The sequence below is a fragment of the Enterobacter sp. RHBSTW-00593 genome (assembly GCF_013784105.1).
Lineage (GTDB): Bacteria > Pseudomonadota > Gammaproteobacteria > Enterobacterales > Enterobacteriaceae > Enterobacter > Enterobacter ludwigii.
This window is the reverse complement of sequence record NZ_CP056393.1, coordinates 4,635,690-4,653,699: the sequence shown is the minus strand read 5'-3', so window position 1 is coordinate 4,653,699 and position 18,010 is coordinate 4,635,690. Positions and strand designations below refer to the sequence as shown.

16 protein-coding genes are annotated in these 18,010 nt (G+C 55.0%); 7 read left to right on the top strand and 9 right to left on the bottom strand.

Translation table 11 applies throughout. The annotated features are described in order from the left end of the window. Nucleotides 1-258: 258 nt before the first annotated feature. Together yhjD and HV242_RS22395 are read right to left on the bottom strand one after the other, a co-directional pair. The gene (gene yhjD, locus HV242_RS22400; protein ID WP_020884492.1) at nt 259-1,284 is read right to left on the bottom strand and encodes an inner membrane protein YhjD; all 1,026 of its coding nucleotides are present in this window, start codon (nt 1,282-1,284) and stop codon (nt 259-261) included. Nucleotides 1,285-1,334: 50 nt separating this feature from the next. Further along, the gene (locus HV242_RS22395; protein ID WP_014172080.1) at nt 1,335-2,234 is read right to left on the bottom strand and encodes a LysR family transcriptional regulator; all 900 of its coding nucleotides are present in this window, start codon (nt 2,232-2,234) and stop codon (nt 1,335-1,337) included. Between the two features lie 119 nt (nt 2,235-2,353). Here HV242_RS22395 and HV242_RS22390 point away from each other — a divergent pair, with 119 nt between their 5' ends. Next, on the top strand, nt 2,354-3,112 hold the full coding sequence (locus tag HV242_RS22390; protein ID WP_050737716.1) for an SDR family NAD(P)-dependent oxidoreductase: 759 nt from the start codon (nt 2,354-2,356) through the stop codon (nt 3,110-3,112). A 173-nt stretch (nt 3,113-3,285) separates the two neighbouring features. Then, nucleotides 3,286-3,888: a response regulator transcription factor gene (locus HV242_RS22385; RefSeq protein WP_041162899.1), complete on the top strand. Its 603-nt coding sequence runs from the start codon at nt 3,286-3,288 to the stop codon at nt 3,886-3,888. Here HV242_RS22385 and HV242_RS22380 read toward each other — a convergent pair. Further along, the gene (locus tag HV242_RS22380; RefSeq protein WP_014172077.1) at nt 3,867-4,205 is read right to left on the bottom strand and encodes a lysozyme; all 339 of its coding nucleotides are present in this window, start codon (nt 4,203-4,205) and stop codon (nt 3,867-3,869) included. The two genes, HV242_RS22385 and HV242_RS22380, sit on opposite strands and share 22 nt — an antisense overlap. A 71-nt stretch (nt 4,206-4,276) precedes the next feature. Continuing rightward, nucleotides 4,277-4,816, bottom strand: coding sequence for a GNAT family N-acetyltransferase (locus tag HV242_RS22375; RefSeq protein ID WP_050737715.1), 540 nt, complete (start codon nt 4,814-4,816; stop codon nt 4,277-4,279). Nucleotides 4,817-4,964: 148 nt separating this feature from the next. Here HV242_RS22375 and HV242_RS22370 point away from each other — a divergent pair, with 148 nt between their 5' ends. Continuing rightward, a complete protein-coding gene (locus tag HV242_RS22370; protein ID WP_032679187.1) occupies nt 4,965-6,554 on the top strand; it encodes an STY4199 family HEPN domain-containing protein in 1,590 nt (529 codons plus the stop codon). Nucleotides 6,555-6,614: 60 nt separating this feature from the next. Here the strand turns inward: HV242_RS22370 and HV242_RS22365 are convergent, their stop codons facing one another. The 3 genes from HV242_RS22365 to HV242_RS22355 all read right to left on the bottom strand — a co-directional run bounded on the left by HV242_RS22365 (nt 6,615) and on the right by HV242_RS22355 (nt 10,802). Then, nucleotides 6,615-8,264 (bottom strand): alpha,alpha-trehalase, encoded by a 1,650-nt coding sequence (locus HV242_RS22365; protein ID WP_020884498.1) that lies wholly within the window; start codon nt 8,262-8,264, stop codon nt 6,615-6,617. 271 nt (nt 8,265-8,535) lie between these two features. Then, on the bottom strand, nt 8,536-9,888 hold the full coding sequence (gene gorA, locus HV242_RS22360; RefSeq protein ID WP_014172073.1) for a glutathione-disulfide reductase: 1,353 nt from the start codon (nt 9,886-9,888) through the stop codon (nt 8,536-8,538). Nucleotides 9,889-9,959: 71 nt separating this feature from the next. Continuing rightward, nucleotides 9,960-10,802, bottom strand: coding sequence for a 23S rRNA (adenine(2030)-N(6))-methyltransferase RlmJ (locus HV242_RS22355; RefSeq protein ID WP_032679166.1), 843 nt, complete (start codon nt 10,800-10,802; stop codon nt 9,960-9,962). Nucleotides 10,803-11,016: 214 nt separating this feature from the next. Between HV242_RS22355 and prlC the strand changes: the two genes are divergently transcribed. Both prlC and rsmJ read left to right on the top strand, forming a co-directional pair. After that, nucleotides 11,017-13,059, top strand: a complete 2,043-nt coding sequence (gene prlC / locus HV242_RS22350; RefSeq protein WP_063858529.1) for an oligopeptidase A — start codon at nt 11,017-11,019, stop codon at nt 13,057-13,059. A 7-nt stretch (nt 13,060-13,066) separates the two neighbouring features. Next, the gene (gene rsmJ / locus HV242_RS22345; protein ID WP_041162897.1) at nt 13,067-13,828 is read left to right on the top strand and encodes a 16S rRNA (guanine(1516)-N(2))-methyltransferase RsmJ; all 762 of its coding nucleotides are present in this window, start codon (nt 13,067-13,069) and stop codon (nt 13,826-13,828) included. An 86-nt stretch (nt 13,829-13,914) separates the two neighbouring features. Here rsmJ and uspA read toward each other — a convergent pair whose 3' ends face one another. Further along, nucleotides 13,915-14,352 carry a universal stress protein UspA gene (uspA, locus tag HV242_RS22340; RefSeq protein WP_003861223.1) on the bottom strand — a complete coding sequence of 146 codons (438 nt, stop codon included), beginning with the start codon at nt 14,350-14,352 and terminating at the stop codon, nt 13,915-13,917. A 283-nt stretch (nt 14,353-14,635) separates the two neighbouring features. Between uspA and uspB the strand changes: the two genes are divergently transcribed. Beyond that, entirely contained in the window at nt 14,636-14,971 is a 336-nt protein-coding gene (gene uspB / locus HV242_RS22335) for a universal stress protein UspB (RefSeq protein ID WP_003861224.1), read from the top strand. A gap of 54 nt (nt 14,972-15,025) precedes the next feature. Here uspB and pitA read toward each other — a convergent pair whose 3' ends face one another. Further along, on the bottom strand, nt 15,026-16,525 hold the full coding sequence (gene pitA, locus HV242_RS22330) for an inorganic phosphate transporter PitA (protein ID WP_014172068.1): 1,500 nt from the start codon (nt 16,523-16,525) through the stop codon (nt 15,026-15,028). A gap of 229 nt (nt 16,526-16,754) precedes the next feature. On the opposite strand from pitA, the gene HV242_RS22325 reads away from it, so the two are divergent. Beyond that, entirely contained in the window at nt 16,755-17,957 is a 1,203-nt protein-coding gene (locus HV242_RS22325) for a BaiN/RdsA family NAD(P)/FAD-dependent oxidoreductase (RefSeq protein WP_181616873.1), read from the top strand. Nucleotides 17,958-18,010 lie beyond the last annotated feature (53 nt).

Sequence of the window (18,010 nt, the reverse complement as noted above, 5' to 3'; positions counted from 1 at the left end):
ATTTTCTTATTTTTAGTCGGACGAAAGGCCATATTACGCACAGCAAAAGCGACATTTCAATCTGTAACAAAGCCGCGCACTGGTGATAAAAGCAACAAAAAGCGGATAATGTTCAGGCCAGACAAAACACTTCTATGAAATGCTTCACAGTTTTCAAATATCAGCTGATAAAACTGGTTTTTGGTTAAATAAAAGTTACGGACTGGATTTATATGCTGAAATGATGAATCGGGCTGAAGTTTCAGCCCGGGAGAGACGTTATCGGTGTGTTTTACCCGGCATGCGCGGGTCGTCTTTGTACTCGGCGGTGGCAATCCATGCCGCGCAGAACAAGGTCAGGCGGGCGAAGAAGTAGAAGAACGCCATCAGCCCCAGCACCGAGCCAAACGCCGCGCCAGAAGGGGATTTCACCAGCGATGGCAGAGTGTAAGTCATCACAATTTTGATCACTTCAAAGCCTATCGCCGCAATCAATGTGCCGCGGATCAGCGCCTTTTTACGCGGACGATGGCGGGGCAAGCGCCAGAAGATCCAGAAGAACAGCAGATAGTTGGCGAAGATGGAAATAGCCAGTCCAATGCCGCGCCACGCGGGCTTCAGCCACTCGATGTAATCCAGATAGAGCGCAGAGATAATCATCTGCTGCGCCGAACCGGCGACGGAGGTGATGGAGAGCGTCACAATCAGCGCGACGAGCAGGCCAATCAGCGAAACAAAGTCGCGAAGATACTTAACCCAGATTTTCTCCTGGTCCTGAGGCTTACGCTCCCACACCTCGCGCGACTGGGCACGAATGGCCTCGCGGAGGTTGCCCATCCAGTTAATTCCGGAGTAAAGGGCAATCAACAGACCGACGATACCCACCGTCGTACGTTGCTGTACGGCGGTATTAATGGTGTTTTTGAGCGTGGTGGCGAGGGTCGGATCACTGACGTTATTCAGGATTTTATTGAAGATATCCTGCAGCAGCGTTGGGTGTGACGCGAGCACAAAACCGGCTGCGGCAAAAGACACCATCAGGATCGGGATCATCGATAAAAAAGAGAAATAGGTGATGGCAGCCCCAAACTGGTTACCCATGCGGTCATTAAACCGCTCTGTTGCGCGTATCAGGTGCGCAATCATGGGGAACTGCTGTATCCGCTCTGCCAGGCTGGTGACAGTCCCCAGCGCTTTGCTGGCGGTGCCTGGCATTTTTACTTCTTCAGGCCCGGTTTCCATCTTCTGGATGGGTTCGTAATCTAAATGTTGGGTAGGTCGTTGCGGGTTGTTTTCCGGCGTCACGCGACTTTTCCTTTTCGTTTGGCTGGATGTTATTGAATTATAGCTTGCGACTAATCCACGTAAGCTTTTGTGAGTGCAGTCAGCCACTCCATAAACAGATGTACCCGACGGGAGAGGTTGCGCCGGTGGGGATAAATCAGCGATACCGGCATCGGTTCCGCCCGGTACTGCGGGAGAACTTCAATCAACTTCCTGGTGCGCAGAGCGTCACGCACGCCAACGCGCGGCACCTGGATAATACCCAGTCCGGCGATGCAGGCCGCCTGATACGTTTCTGTGCTGTTGACGGTCAAAACCCCGCCCGTTTTCACCCACTGCGTCGACGTGCCGTTATAAAACTCAAAGCCCTGGGGACGTGTTCCCAGCGTGGCGGCGTAGTGAATGACGGCGTGTGAACCCAAATCTTCCAGCGTTTCCGGATAGCCAAAACGCGTGACATAATCCGGGCTGGCGCAGTTAATCACCGACAGCTTGCCCAGCGGGCGGGCGATAAGTCCCGAGTCTTTGAGCGCGCCGACGCGTACCACACAATCAAACCCTTCACGAATAACATCCACCAGGCGATCGCTGCTGCTAAGTTCCAGCTCGATGCCCGGATATTGCTGCAGAAAAGCAGGCAGTTTGGGGATGACTAAATTTCGAGCAACGCTGACGGGCATATCCACGCGTAACCGACCGCTGATGGTGGAGGGGTCATGCTGGAACATACCGTCCAGTTCATCCAGGTTTGTCAGAAGATCTTTTGCCCGCTCGTAATACACCATGCCGTCCTGCGTCAGGCTTACGCGACGCGTGGTTCGGTGCAATAGCTGGGTTCCCAGTCGGTTTTCCAGCGCCTGAATTTGCCGCGAAACACTGCCTTTCGGCAGCGTCAGTGACTCCGCCGCCCGGGAAAAACTCTCCAGTTCCGCGACACGAACAAACAGCTGCATTGCGTGAATTTTATCCATAGACGAAGCTCATTGTTGTTGCAATTGAAACAGTGAAGCGCTCTGCGACATCTTTATTGATCTTCTATCACCTAATAAGCTCTTTCTCAATCTCCACAACAGTCAAAACGAGGTTTCTTATGTCTGAACGTATTGCATTAGTCACAGGTGGTAGCCGTGGTCTGGGTAAAAACGCGGCGTTGAAGCTCGCAGCAGACGGAACGGGAATTATCCTGACCTATAACCGAAGCCAACAGGACGCGCTGGATGTTGTGCGCGAAATTCAGCAAAAAGGCGTTAACGCGGCCGCATTGCAGCTCAACGTCGGAGATGTTGCCAGTTTCGACCTTTTTGCCGCTCAGCTTCAGGAAACCCTTAATACCGTATGGCAGCGTGAAACCTTTGATTATTTATTAAACAACGCCGGGACGGGCTTGTACGCGCCCTATGCCGAGACAACGGAAGCCCAGTTTGATGAGGCGCTGAATATCCATTTCAAAGGGCCTTTTTTCCTGACGCAGCGTTTGCTTCCCTTGCTGAACGACGGTGGGCGGATCCTGAACGTCTCCAGCGGGCTGGCCCGTTTTACGCAACCCGGTTCCGGCACCTATGCGGCAATGAAAGGGGCGATGGAAGTGCTGACCCGCTACCAGGCGAAAGAGCTGGGCGCGCGCGGTATCTCCGTCAATATCATTGCTCCCGGTGCGATAGAAACCGACTTTGGCGGCGGACGCGTGCGTGACAACGCGCAGCTTAATCAGATGCTGGCATCGCAGACGGCGCTCGGGCGCGTAGGGCTGCCGGATGATATCGGTGATGCCATTGCGGCGCTGCTCAGCGATAAACTGGGCTGGATGAATGCGCAACGTATTGAAGTGTCAGGTGGTATGTTCCTGTGATGCCTTCGCTTAAGGGGAAGGAACCTCTTAAGGAAATCCTCAAATTGAATGTGTCCAGATACTGGGAGATATAAATAACACTGGTGGATTTGTAACGTCTCCGTTCATTGAGTTTTTTCTTAAATAATGCCTCTGTAGAATCTCCCTTCGCGACTCTCAGAGGGAGAAAAACGATGCGGGTAATTATGTTTGACAGGCAGTCCCTGTTTATTCACGGAGCGATACACAGTCTTCAGAAATTAATTCCGGAAATAAATATTACGGGAAGCTGTCAGGCAGAAGATTTACGGGCGCAAATTTCAGCGTCACCTTCGGCTATCGTCATGATTGACGGGAATTTAATTGAGGATGAGGGGATCGCCTGGCTGGAAGCGATCATGCAGCGTTTCCCGACGATACGCGTGGTAATGGTTCTGGCTAAAAAAGAGGCCCGCTGGGTTGAACAATTGCTGCAGCGAAACGTGATGGCCATTGTTCCCCGCAATGCGCACCCGGAGCGCTTTTCCGCGGTGCTGGATTCGGTCTCCCGAGGAATGGTGTGCTTCCCCGGTGAGTGGGTGAGGCAACCGTCGGCGCCGCAGGCGTTATTATCCTTAAGCGAACGCCAGCGCGAAGTCCTGAAATTACTGGCGGCGGGGGAGTCCAACAAAGAGATCGGGCGCAATCTCAACATCAGCGCCGCCACGGTGAAAGCGCACCTGGAAGCGCTTTTCCGCCGCCTGGAGGTGAAAAACAGAACCCAGGCCGCGATGTACTATACCCGGGCGACGGCCTGAAGAATTGCGGTCGGGAGTGAGGTCGTCTCACCGAAACTGAGCATCATCAACACCAGCGCGTCGTGCTGCTGTTGGGTTAACGGGCGTTTAAATTTTTCCCGCAGCAGCGTTTCGCACAGCTGAATATCATCGTGAAGTAAATATTCAGCCTGTAGCGGCGTGATAAGACGCTGAAAACATTCGCCCTGGCGAATAACATGGCCATAGCCAATAACCCATAAACCGTTTTCATCACGATATTTCTCCAGAGAAAGCCCCTGGTGTTTTTTTATTAACGCAATGGCGGCAGAAGATATCTTCAGCGCATGACCTTTCATATTCGTTTCCTCTTAATGGCAATATTGTAGAGGAAACGACGCACGCGAAATATCCGCCAAATGGCTATAGATCAGGAATGATTGCTGAGATATTCCTGCTTCAATAAACCAAACAGCCAGTCATTATGCCATTGTCCGCCAAGGTAATAACTCTCGCGTAACTCGCCTTCCAGATGAAAGCCCGTTTTTTCCAGCAGGCGTCTGGAGGCAATATTCCCCGCCGTGACGGTGGCGGTGAGGCGGCGGATGCCGCCCTGATGAAAGGCGTAACCGCACAGCGCCTGCAGCGATTCGAAGCCGTAACCTTTCCCCTGGGCCGCAGGTGCAAAAAGAAAACCCACTTCCGCGCAATCGTCATCGCGATGAATATAACCGGTGACGCCGAGCGGTACGCCGGAGGTGGCGTCACGCACAACGAGGCAAAGCCAGTGCGCGCTGCCCGGCGTCCAGGGCGTCAGACGAGATTCGAACGCCTCGCGGATCGCCTCCACGGGGCGATCTTCCGCGACAAAACGCATCACCTCCGGGTCGTGCTGTAACGCCAGGAAAAAGGGCCAGTCATGGTCTTGCAGCGGTGAACAGATAAGACGCGATGTCGTTAAGACAGGCATTCAGATTCTCCTGAAACATTTAAAATGATTTTCGTGGTGTCACTTTATTTCAACAGAAAGTCAGGTATGGTTAACCTCGTATAAATAAAAAGAAAAACGGCCATTACGGGCCCATTCTGGTTGTCTTCGTTGTCGCTTAAGGAAAACAATGACTCTCAGCACAGCACACCCTATCCGCGAACAGTTCGAACACTGTCTGGCGGTTATTCGCCAGGCCTCGGTTGAAATTTTACTTCTCCTGAATGTACATGTTTCTGAGGGAAAAGATCCACGCTGGTTTCTGGAACAACTGGACAGCGCGCGTTTAGGCCTGGGGGGCTGGAATGCGGTTGCGAAGACGCTCAATTTGAATGACGCGGAGATGTCCGAATTCACGCTGCAATTGCGTCTGCTTCAGCAGCGTGTTCCTCAGTACGAAAGCGGTCAGGATGTCAGTGAAAACCAGCTGATTGCCGCGATGCGGTTTGTGACCACGCTGGAGCACCTTCGTTTGCAACAGCCTCTTCTGACCTACAGCACCGAAGTGGCGCCTGGCAGTGAACTCCAGCAACAACAGGCGCACAAGCAGGTGCGTACGATTGAGTTGATGATAAAAGGGCTCATCCAGCAGGCCTGGCCCGATCAGGTGCGGCTGAATAACCATCTTAAAACCCTGTTTAACGCGGACCGCGTGCGGCGCTGGCTGAAGCTTGGTGACATCAATGATGTGCTGAGCGGCATGATGTTCAGTGAGCTGGCACAGATGCTGGTGGATAAAAAAGAGTTCAGCCGCTACTACGCCTCGCTGTTTAGCGATCCGTCAATGCTCACGCTGATGGTGGAACCGCGGAAAACCCTGCAAACCTTCCTCGATGATATTCGGCAAATCCGCAACAATATTACCGTGCAGAAGGCGTTAAGTTCGGCGCAAATCCAGCTGCTGGATAACTACTACACGCAGATCACCCGACCGGTTCAACGTGCTTTTGAAGAGGGGAGAACCCGCGTCAACCCAGCCGGACTGATGGCGGTGGATGCCAGCGAGCTGCATGCTTTCTGGGAAAAGGCGCAGAAAATGGATCGCGTGACCGGCGGGGATCTCTTTGAGGTTCGTGACACGATTGAAAAACCGACCCAGCGCGCACCGCGCACGCCAGAACAGCGTGAGCAGCTTATTTCCGGCGCGTTATGGGGGGCGGTTGGCGTGATGGTGATTGCCATTGTGGCGGGCGGCTTCTGGCTGGTAACCAGCAGTAAACCCCAGCCTGCAGCCGGGAACGTTGCAGAAACGGCCCAGCCTCAGGAGATGCGCGAAACCCCGTCCTCGCGCGAGACGCTGTCGCGCATGGGCGTGACCTGGGACGAGAATAATTTCCGCTCGGCGATTAACCGCAATGATACCCGGGTGGCACTGCTGTTTTTGCAGGGAGGGATGGACTGGAAGCTCTCCTGGACGGAAGAGGCGATGTCGGCTGACTATGACGACGTTCTGGAGCTGATGTTGCGCTACCGACAGAACATGGTGGAACAGAAGCCGTGCCGGCGCTTTATCAACACGCTCAGCCATGCCATGTCGAATGGCGAGTCCCTGACGTCAATGCGTAAACAGTATCTGAAGGCGTTTTGCACCGTGCCTGCCGTGGTGAAGCGCCAGCAGCATGATCTGGATTTGGCGACGCGTCGGGCACAATCACAGCCAGATGCCACCACAAAAAAATGGCAGTCCATCCAGACCGCCATTTATGAAGTGATTCGTTAATCCTGTCTTCTCCCTCTCCCGGCAGGAGAGGGATGGATACGGGCATCAGACCGCAGAAGGTCACGGCTCCCCATACAACCCTATCAACCGCCGTACCACGCCGTTAGTCCAGCCGAAGCCATCCTGCAGCGGGTACTCACCCCCGCCCCCTTCGCGCGGCGTACTGCTGGCGATGTGATATTTCTCAATCAGCTTATGGTGGGCTTTATAGAAATGATTCACCGTCTGCAGCCAGCTCCAGGCAATCTCATCGCCCAGCGAGTCATTGCCGTACTGTTTGAAGCCCTGAATCGCCATCCACTGCAGCGGCGCCCAGCCGTTGGGTTTATCCCACTGCTCGCCGGTTTCGTACTCGGTGGCCAGAATCCCGCCCGGCGTCAGCAGACGTGCTTTTACCGCATCCGACAAGCGTTCAGCCTGCTCGTGAGTCGCCATGCCAACGTACAGCGGCACAATGCTCGCCGCTGAGAACAGCGCCATGACCTCGCGGCGCCAGTCGTAGTCACGGTAACAGCCATTCTCGTCATCCCACAGATACCGGTTCACCGCGGCGCGGCGATCGCTGGCTTTCTGGCGGAACAGTTCCGCGGTCTCTTTATCCCCTTTCGATGCCGAAATATTGGCGATCGCGCTTTCCAGCTTGAACAGGAACGCGTTCAAATCGATAGGGATAAATTGCGTGGTGCGGATGCTGGCAAGTCGGCCAGGCTCCCGCAGCCAGCGCGAGGAGTAATCCCATCCGGAGGCCGCGCCTGCGCGCAAATCGCGATAAACCTCATTCGGCGGACGGCCAGAGTGACGGGCGGTTTCCACATCCTCAATCCATGATTCATCGCGCGGCGTGTCACGGTCGTCCCAGTAGCGGTTTAACAGCGAGCCATCCGGCATACGCACCGCACTGCGATAGGCCTGATTAAGCAGCAGCGATTCCGCCCCGTCCATCCAGAAGGCATGCTCCATTTTGAGGTGTTCAAGGTAGCGCTTTGCACCGCGCACACCATCCTCTTCAAACAGCTCCACCATCAGGGCAAATACCGGCGGCTGGGAGCGGCTGAGATAATAGGTACGGTTACCGTTCGGGATATGGCCGTAGCGTTCAATCAACCACGCGAAGTTATCCGCCATACATTTCAGCAGATCGTTACGTCCGCTCTCTGCCAGACCCAGCATAGAGAAGTAGGAATCCCAGTAATAGGTCTCACTAAAACGCCCGCCGGGCACGATATAGGCCTGCGGCAGCGCCAGCAGAGAGGACCAGGGGATGTGGTCCTGCGGCTCGCGCGTCAGCACGGGCCACAGGCTGTCAATGTGCTCTTTTAGCGACAGGCCGGGGTCGGAGACATATTCCGTGGTATAGGTCTCTGGCAGCCAGAAGTGGTTCTCCACGAACCGGCGCAGGTCGAAATCCCGGTGGCGCCTGACCTTGCGATAGCGGATCAGAATATCCAGAGGATCCATCTTCGGGGCACAGTCGGGGAAGGTTTTGCTGTCCGCAAACAGCCGTGTCGACTGCACGTGCTCGAACAGTTCCAGATAGCGATCGGCGGGCGTCAGAGCATCAGAGGCGGGTAGCCCCTCAATCATTTCGGGTTCCGGCTCCGCCTCAATCATTTCATCCAGTTTTAACTCGCAGGGATCGGTCTCGTAGCGCAGCTCTTCTGCAATCTCGAACTCGATGTTCTCGGCAGCCTGTAGTTTCTGGTTGAACATGGCGATAAGGACCTCCGGTTGTGTGTTCAAAATAACAGTTTTTTCCGGGCGTCTTATAAGCGTAGACATTCGCTTCGGTGTTGGCTGAGGGAAATGTGCGGTTGATCACGTTTTTAAACGCGGGGTATTTGCGGAGTTAAAACAGTAATTGCCTGAAAAATAAAGGCTAAAAGGGATTTTTAGACAGATTTATGGGGCAAATAATTCAGAGCATTCGTTGTGCAACGATTTATGTCTGAAACAAACGCCCCTCCGCAGAGGGGCATTTTGCTTAACGCATGGTGACAAATTCTTCGGCCGCTGTCGGGTGGATCGCAACGGTGTTATCGAAGTCTTTCTTGGTGGCACCCATTTTTAGCGCCACGGCGAAGCCCTGCAGGATCTCGTCCATGCCAAAGCCAATGCCGTGGATACCGACAATCTTCTCTTCCGGACCCACGCAGACCAGCTTCATGCGGCATGGCTGACGGTGAGAGGTGACGGCGGTATACATCGCGGTGAACGCGGATTTATACACTTTCACCTGGTCATCGCCATACTGCTCGCGCGCCTGAGGTTCTGTTAAGCCCACTGTGCCGATTGGCGGGTGGCTGAAGACCACGGTCGGAATGTTACTGTAGTCCAGATGCTCTTCCGGTTTGTTGTTAAACAGACGCTCAGAGAGGCGACGGCCCGCGGCAACCGCAACCGGCGTCAGTTCGACCGCACCGGTGTTATCGCCCACCGCGTAAATGCCCGGAACGCTGGTGTTCTGGAATTTATCGACAACGATATACCCTTTCTCATCGGTTTTAACGCCCGTCGCCGCCAGGTTGAAGTTGTCGTTAGCCGGTTCACGACCAATCGCCCAGATCAGGCAATCCACAGTCTGGCTACGGCCATCTTCCAGCTCAAGCGTCAGGCTACCGTCTGCATTTTTCACGACCGCTTTTGGCACGGCGTGGGTGTGCAGCGTTGGGCCTTCGGTATTCATCACTTCGACCAGCGTATCGACGATCAGCGGGTCAAAGTTGCGCAGCGGCGCGTGTTTACGCACGAACAGGTGCGTTTCTGCGCCCAGGCCATTAATCACACCGGCCAGTTCTACGGCGATGTATCCCGCGCCCACCACGGCAACACGTTCTGGCAGAGCAGGCAGCTCGAAGAAACCGTCGGAGTCGATACCGTATTCCACACCGGGAATATCCGGGTGGCTCGGACGCCCGCCGGTCGCGATCAGGATGTGATCGGCAGTGATCGTCTCACCGTTAACGTCGATCGTCTTCGCGTCAACAAAGCGCGCAAAACCATGAATAACATCGACGTTGTTCTTGCCCAGCACATTGTCGTACGAGGTATGAATACGGTCGATATAGGCTGTACGGCTGGCGATCAGCTTGTTCCAGTCAAAGTTATTGATGGTGGTGTCAAAGCCGTAATCCGGGCCATACATATGGATTGCTTCACGGATTTGGGCCGCATGCCACATCACTTTCTTCGGTACACAACCCACGTTGACGCAGGTGCCGCCCAGCGCTTTGGCTTCGATCAGCGCACATTTCTGGCCATACATGGCCGCGCGGTTGATGGAGGCGATGCCGCCGCTGCCGCCGCCGATTGCGATGTAGTCATAATGCTTAGTCATAGCTTTTATCCTTAATCGTGAATTGCCGCGATTGTATACCTGAAATCAATAGTTTCCACCGATGACTGCGATTACTCCGGCACGATCCAACTGACGGTGGCATGGCCCGTTCCGGCCGGCACCAGCGTCTTGTGCAGCCACGGCAGCACGTTGTTCATCTGCGCTTCGAGCTTCCATGGCGGGTTGATCACAATCATGCCGGAAGCGGTCATGCCGCGCTGGTCGCTGTCCGGGCGCACGGCCAGTTCAATTTGCAGCATTTTGCGGATACCGGTCGCTTCCAGGTCTTTGATCATGCGTTTAATTTGCGCGCGCAGCACCACCGGATACCACAGGGCATAGGTGCCCGTCGCAAAACGTTTGTAGCCGTCGTTAATACCGCTCACTACCGCCTGATAGTCGGTTTTGATCTCATAAGGCGGGTCGATCAGCACCAGACCGCGACGGGATACCGGCGGCAGTTTGGCCTTCAGCTGCTGGTAGCCATCCGCCTTTTCCACACGGGCGCGGCTGTCTTTCTGGAATTCAGAACGCAGCAGCGGGAAGTCGCTTGGGTGCAGCTCGGTCAGCTGAAGGCTGTCCTGCTCGCGCAGCAGCTGGCGGGCAATCAACGGCGAGCCAGGGTAGTAGCGCAGCTGGCCGTTGCGGTTAAAATGATTCACCACACCAATGTAGGGCTCCAGCTCTGCCGGCAGGTCGTCCTGCTGCCAGATGCGGGCGATCCCTTCCAGGTATTCCCCGGTGCGTTCGGCATGTTCGCCGCTCAGCTGATAACGTCCCGCGCCCGCGTGGGTGTCCAGATAGAGAAACGGTTTATCTTTCTCTTTGAGTGATTCAATGATCAGGCTCTGAACGGTGTGTTTAAGGACGTCGGCGTGGTTGCCTGCGTGAAAGCTGTGGCGATAACTGAGCATGAATGATTGTGTTCCAGGTAGTAAACGTAGGCCTGATAAGCGTAGCGCCATCGGGCAAAAATAGAGCGTATCGCCACAGTATACAGAAAAGTTTATCCTGCCGCGAAAGCGCAACGTCTGGCATTGAAATCCTCTACACTTATCCCCATTCTAGATCGCATATGCACAGCGCCGGATGCGCGCTTCATTCATCTTATTCAACAGGACAGCGTTTATGACCAATCCATTACTGACGCCTTTTTCGTTGCCACCGTTTTCTAAAATCCGCCCTGAGCATGTGGTTCCAGCCGTAACACAGGCGCTGGACAACTGCCGTGCGGCGGTAGAAAGCGTGGTGGCGCAGGGCGCGCCGTACACCTGGGAAAATCTGTGTCAGCCGCTGGCCGAAGTGGATGACGTGCTGGGACGCCTCTTCTCCCCGGTAAGCCATCTGAATTCAGTGAAAAACAGCCCGGAACTCCGTGAAGCGTATGAACAAACCCTGCCGTTGCTCTCTGAGTACAGCACCTGGGTTGGTCAACACGAGGGGCTGTACAAAGCCTATCGCGACCTGCGCGATGGCGACCACTATGCCGAACTCAATACCGCGCAGAAAAAATCGGTCGATAACGCTCTGCGTGATTTCGAACTCTCCGGCATTGGTTTGCCGAAAGAGAAACAGACCCGTTACGGTGAAATTGCGGCCCGTCTGTCTGAGCTGGGCAACCAGTACAGCAACAACGTGCTGGACGCGACCATGGGCTGGATGAAGCTGATTACCGACGAAGCCGAGCTGGCCGGTATGCCGGAAAGCGCGCTGGCGGCGGCGAAAGCGCAGGCCGAAGCGAAAGAGCAGGAAGGCTTCCTCTTAACCCTGGACATCCCGAGCTACCTGCCGGTCATGACCTACTGCGACAATCAGGCGCTGCGCGAAGAGATGTACCGTGCGTACAGCACCCGCGCCTCCGATCAGGGCCCGAATGCCGGTAAGTGGGATAACAGCCCGGTGATGGCTGAAATCCTCGCGCTGCGTCACGAGCTGGCACAGCTGCTGGGCTTTGAGAGCTACGCCTCCAAATCCCTCGCCACCAAAATGGCGGAAAATCCACAGCAGGTCCTCGATTTCCTGACTGACCTGGCGAAACGTGCGCGTCCGCAGGGCGAGAAAGAGCTGGCACAGCTGCGCGCCTTCGCGAAAGCGGAATACGGTGTCGACGAGCTGCAGCCGTGGGATATCGCCTGGTACAGTGAAAAACAGAAACAGCACCTTTACAGCATCAGCGATGAGCAGCTGCGCCCTTACTTCCCGGAAAACAAAGCCGTTAACGGTCTGTTTGAAGTGGTTAAACGCATTTACGGGATCACCGCCAAAGAACGTACCGACATCGACGTCTGGCATCCGGACGTGCGCTTCTTCGAACTGTATGACGAGAAGAACGAGCTGCGCGGGAGCTTCTACCTGGATCTGTACGCTCGCGAGAACAAACGCGGCGGTGCATGGATGGATGATTGCGTCGGGCAGATGCGTAAAGCGGACGGCTCCCTGCAGAAGCCGGTGGCGTACCTGACCTGTAACTTCAACCGTCCGGTGAATGGCAAGCCTGCACTGTTTACCCATGACGAAGTGATTACCCTGTTCCACGAGTTCGGCCACGGCCTGCACCATATGCTGACCCGTATCGAAACCGCAGGCGTTGCCGGTATCAGCGGTGTGCCATGGGATGCGGTCGAACTGCCAAGCCAGTTTATGGAAAACTGGTGCTGGGAGCCGGACGCGCTGGCGTTCATCTCCGGCCATTACGAAACCGGCGAGCCGCTGCCGAAAGAACTGCTGGATAAAATGCTGGCGGCGAAAAACTACCAGGCGGCGATGTTTATCCTGCGTCAGCTGGAGTTCGGCCTGTTCGACTTCCGTCTGCACGCCGAGTTTAGTCCGGAGCAGGGGGCGAAAATCCTCGAGACGCTGGCCGAGATTAAAAAGCAGGTCGCCGTTATTCCTGGCCCAACCTGGGGCCGCTTCCCGCACGCGTTCAGCCATATCTTCGCGGGCGGCTATGCGGCAGGCTATTACAGCTACCTGTGGGCCGACGTGCTGGCGGCGGATGCGTTCTCTCGCTTTGAAGAAGAGGGCATTTTCAACCGTGAAACCGGCCAGTCGTTCCTTGATAACATCCTGACGCGCGGAGGTTCTGAAGAGCCAATGGTGCTGTTCAAACGCTTCCGTGGCCGCGAGCCGCAGCTGGATGCGATGCTTGAGCACTACGGAATTAAAGGCTAACCGTTACGTGAAGATCTGTTTAGTCGATGAAACAGGCGCCGGAGACGGCGCCTTATCTGTTCTGGCCGCCCGCTGGGGGCTGGAGCATGATGATGAAAACCTGATGGCGCTGGTGATGACGCCGGCGCATCTGGAATTACGTAAGCGTGACGAACCCAGGCTCGGCGGGATATTTGTCGATTTTGTGGGGGGCGCTATGGCGCACCGGCGCAAGTTCGGCGGCGGTCGCGGTGAAGCGGTTGCCAAAGCGGTTGGCGTCAAAGGAAGCTATCTTCCTGACGTGGTGGATGCCACGGCGGGTTTAGGGCGCGATGCGTTTGTGCTGGCCTCGGTAGGGTGTCACGTGCGGATGCTGGAGCGCAATCCGGTCGTGGCCGCGCTGCTCGACGACGGGCTGACGCGCGGCTATGCCGACCCGGAGATTGGGCCGTGGCTGCAGGCGCGCTTGCAGTTGATTCACGCCTCCAGCCTGACGGCCCTGACCGATATCACTCCGCGTCCGCAGGTGGTCTACCTCGACCCGATGTTCCCGCATAAGCAGAAAAGCGCGCTGGTGAAGAAAGAGATGCGGGTGTTCCAGTCGCTGGTCGGGCCGGATTTAGACGCGGATGGTTTGCTTGTGCCTGCTCGTCAGCTAGCCACGAAGCGCGTGGTGGTGAAACGTCCGGACTATGCGCCGCCGCTGGCGGACGTGGCAACGGCCAATGCGGTGGTCACCAAAGGGCACCGGTTTGATATTTATTCGGGGACGCCGGAACAGGAAGGTTAGGGTGTGCGGTTTGATGCCGTCACCCCAACCCGCGCTGGAAAGAGGCTCGAACGGTTCCCTCTCCCTGTGGGAGAGGGAAAGCAGACTTACTCGTCTTCTTCGTCACGCAGTGGAACAATCAGCATATCCACATGAACGGTGTTAATCAGCTGACGCGCTGAAGACATCAGCTTGCTCCAGAAGTCCTGGTGGTGACCACAAACGACCAGGTCCATATCGTATTTCTTAATCGCATCAACCAGCACCTGACCCAGATCGCCGCTGCCGCTTAAGGTTTCGGTGATAGGGTAGCCCGCGTTGGTGGACAGTTCGCTCAGGGCGTGGTGTGTCTCTTCAGAGATGCGTTTCTGCATATCACCGAGATTGACGTCAATCAGACCGGTATAGAGGTCGGAGTAATTCACATCAACGTGGATAAGAGAAACTTTCGCGTTGTAAGGGCGTGCCATGGATACCGCTTTATCAACCAGCACTTTACTCTCCGGAGAGAGGTCTACCGCGATGAGAATGTGTTTGTAAGCCATAGTGTTACTCCTTCCTTAAGTTATCGATGACTAAATGGAAAAGCCGTCGTCTGATGCTTTCATTACGGCCCAGTAAAACATATTTTTCAAGCTTTGGTGTTGATAACGATTAACCTTGTGGCAAAAAAATTAACGGATCTCCTACACTATTTAATGAGCCGTTCGGATATTAAAACGCGAACCGGATCGACTTTTGTTCATTCTTTCACTGAACTGTCTGTCAGGGCACTGGAGTGCGGTAGCTCAGAGGCCTTGCTTCGTGGGCGTACGCCGGGGAGGATGTATGATTAGCACCGTCGCATTGTTTTGGGCGTTATGCGTGGTTTGCATAGTGAATATGGCGCGCTACTTCTCATCGTTACGTGCGCTGTTAGTGGTACTTCGTGGTTGCGATCCGTTGCTTTATCAGTATGTGGACGGTGGAGGGTTCTTCACCTCGCACGGACAGCCCAGCAAGCAGATGCGTCTGGTAGGGTATATCTATTACCAGCGCTATCGCGATCACCACGATGAAGAGTTTATTCGCCGTTGCGAGCGTCTTCGCCGTCAGTTCATTTTAACCAGCGCCCTGTGTGGTCTGGTTGTGGTCAGCATGATTGCCTTGATGATTTGGCACTGAACATAAAAAAAGCGGGTCAGTTTCCTGACCCGCTTTTTTATCGCGTTCTGCCGATTAGATAAGCTTCAGCGAAATCCAGTACAACCCACCCGACAGCAGGATAGAGGCCGGAAGGGTAAATACCCAGGCCATCAGAATGTTGGTCACGGTTTTGCGTTGCAGACCGCCGCCGTCAACAATCATGGTCCCTGCCACGGAAGAGGAGAGTACGTGGGTGGTCGAAACTGGCATACCGGTATAGCTCGCCAGACCGATTGAAACCGCCGCCGTCATCTGCGCGGACATACCCTGCGCATACGTCATGCCTTTCTTACCGATCTTCTCGCCGATGGTGGTCGCCACACGACGCCAGCCAATCATCGTACCGATACCGAGAGCCAGTGCGACAGCCATGATGATCCAGATTGGCGCGTACTCAATAGTATTGAGCATATCGCCTTTCAGTTTCTTCAGCAGACGCTGGTCGTCAGCATTCACTTCTGGCAGCTTCGCCACTTTATCCGTGACATCAGAGATGCACAGCATAATGCGACGCAGTTGACCACGTTGCTCAACGGACAGTTTGTCGTAACTTTCGATATTACCCAGCATGCCTTTGGCACGTTCCAGCGCGTTAATCGCGTTTGCCGGATGGCAGTGGAATTCGCCCGGCGCAGTGGTAGCGCCTGCTTCAGGAGAAGGGATCAACTGGTCAACGCCGGTTGCCTTCTTCAGCAGCTCAGGGTGTTGCTGGAAATAGATTTCAACGTTGTTCACCGCATCACGGGTACGGGTGATTTCGTAACCGGAGGCGTTCATGTTGACCACGAATCCCGCCGGTGCGACGCCAATCAGTACCAGCATTACCAGACCAATGCCTTTCTGACCGTCGTTCGCGCCGTGAGAGAAGGCTACGCCGATAGCGGAAAGGATCAGGGCAATCCGCGTCCAGAATGGCGGCTTTTTCTTGCCGTCTTTCTTCTCACGCTCTGCCGGCGTCAGGTGAATACGGGAGCGTTTTTTCGTATTGCTCCAGTAACGACGCAGGATGAAAATCAATCCGCCTGCGACCACCAGACCCACGATAGGGGAGACAATCAGTGAGGCGAAAATTCCCAGCACTTTCGGGATGTTTAACGCATCAACAACCGAGGTACCGGTCATGAGGGCATTCGTTAACCCAATACCGATAATCGCGCCGATGAGGGTGTGAGAACTGGATGCAGGCAGGCCGAAATACCAGGTACCGAGGTTCCAGATAATTGCAGCAAGCAGCATTGAGAACACCATAGCGAGGCCATGGCCAGAACTAACGTTGAGAAGCAGATCCGTTGGCAACATATGCACGATCGCATATGCAACGCTCAGTCCACCCAGAAGAACACCAAAAAAGTTAAATACCGCCGCCATAACAACCGCGAGCTGCGATCGCATTGCGCGAGTGTAGATAACCGTTGCTACTGCGTTTGCAGTGTCGTGGAAGCCGTTGATCGCTTCGTAAAACAGTACAAAAACCAGAGCAAGCAATAATAAAAGCCCGGTATGTAAATCCAGGCCAGCAAACAAATGTAGCATAGGACGTTACGCCATTTTGAGGACATGAACGCGGCGCATTATCCAGGACAAATGCGCGGCGGGCAAAGTGAAATATAGCTTTTTTTTGATATAACTTCGGCTTTGTTGGCGTTAGGTAAAGAAATATATTTTATATTTCAAGTATATGACTGATATCTCGGTTAATTGCGCTGGTGTGACCACAGAGGAAACTTTACAATCCGCGGCAGTTAACGAAGAGGATTTTGACGTGGAAAGGTTTGATGCCGTGGTAATTGGCGCCGGTGCGGCGGGTATGTTTTGTGCGGCGATGGCCGGACAGGCGGGTCGTCGCGTGCTGTTGCTGGATAACGGTAAAAAGCCAGGACGTAAAATTCTGATGTCCGGTGGCGGGCGCTGCAACTTTACAAATCTCTATGTCGAACCTGCAGCTTATCTGAGCCAGAACCGTCATTTTTGCAAATCGGCCCTGGCGCGTTACACCCAGTGGGACTTTATCGACCTGGTGGGTAAGCACGGTATCGCATGGCATGAGAAGACGCTGGGCCAGCTGTTCTGTGATGACTCCGCCCAGCAGATTGTCGATATGCTGGTGGCCGAGTGCGAGAAGGGCCGCGTGGTGATGCGCCTCCGCACGGAAGTGCTGGAGGTGTCCCGCGATGAGCAGGGCTACACGCTGCAGTTAAACGGGGAAAGCGTCAGCGCCGATAACCTGGTGATTGCCAGCGGTGGCCTCTCCATGCCGGGGCTCGGTGCTTCACCATTCGGCTACAAGATTGCCGAACAGTTTGGCCTGAACGTGCTGCCCACCCGTGCGGGGCTGGTACCGTTCACCCTGCATAAGCCCCTGCTGGAACAGCTCCAGACGCTTTCTGGCGTCTCGGTTCCGTCGGTCATTACGGCTGAAGACGGTACGGTTTTCCGTGAAAACCTGCTGTTTACCCACCGTGGTCTTTCCGGCCCGGCGGTACTGCAAATTTCCAGCTACTGGCAGCCGGGGGAGTTTGTCACGGTTAACCTGCTACCCGAATGCGACCTGGAGGCTTTCCTCAACGAGCAACGCGCGGCGCACCCGAATCAAAGCCTGAAAAACACGCTGGCCATGCAGTTGCCAAAACGTCTGGTGGAATGTTTGCAGGTGCTGGGTCAGATCCCCGATGTGTCGCTCAAGCAGCTTAACAGCCGCGAACAGGCGGTGCTGGTTGAGACGCTGACAGCCTGGCGGGTGCAGCCCAACGGCACCGAAGGCTACCGCACGGCGGAAGTGACGCTTGGCGGGGTCGACACGAATGAACTCTCCTCACGCACCATGGAAGCGCGCAACGTGCCGGGGCTCTATTTTATTGGTGAGGTGATGGATGTGACCGGCTGGCTCGGCGGGTACAATTTCCAGTGGGCATGGGCAAGTGCCTGGGCGTGCGCTCAGGCGCTGGCAGATGTCCGAAGACAATAAAGTTGTACACAAAGCACTAAAGTTGTAACCATTCTCAAAAAACGACGCTAATG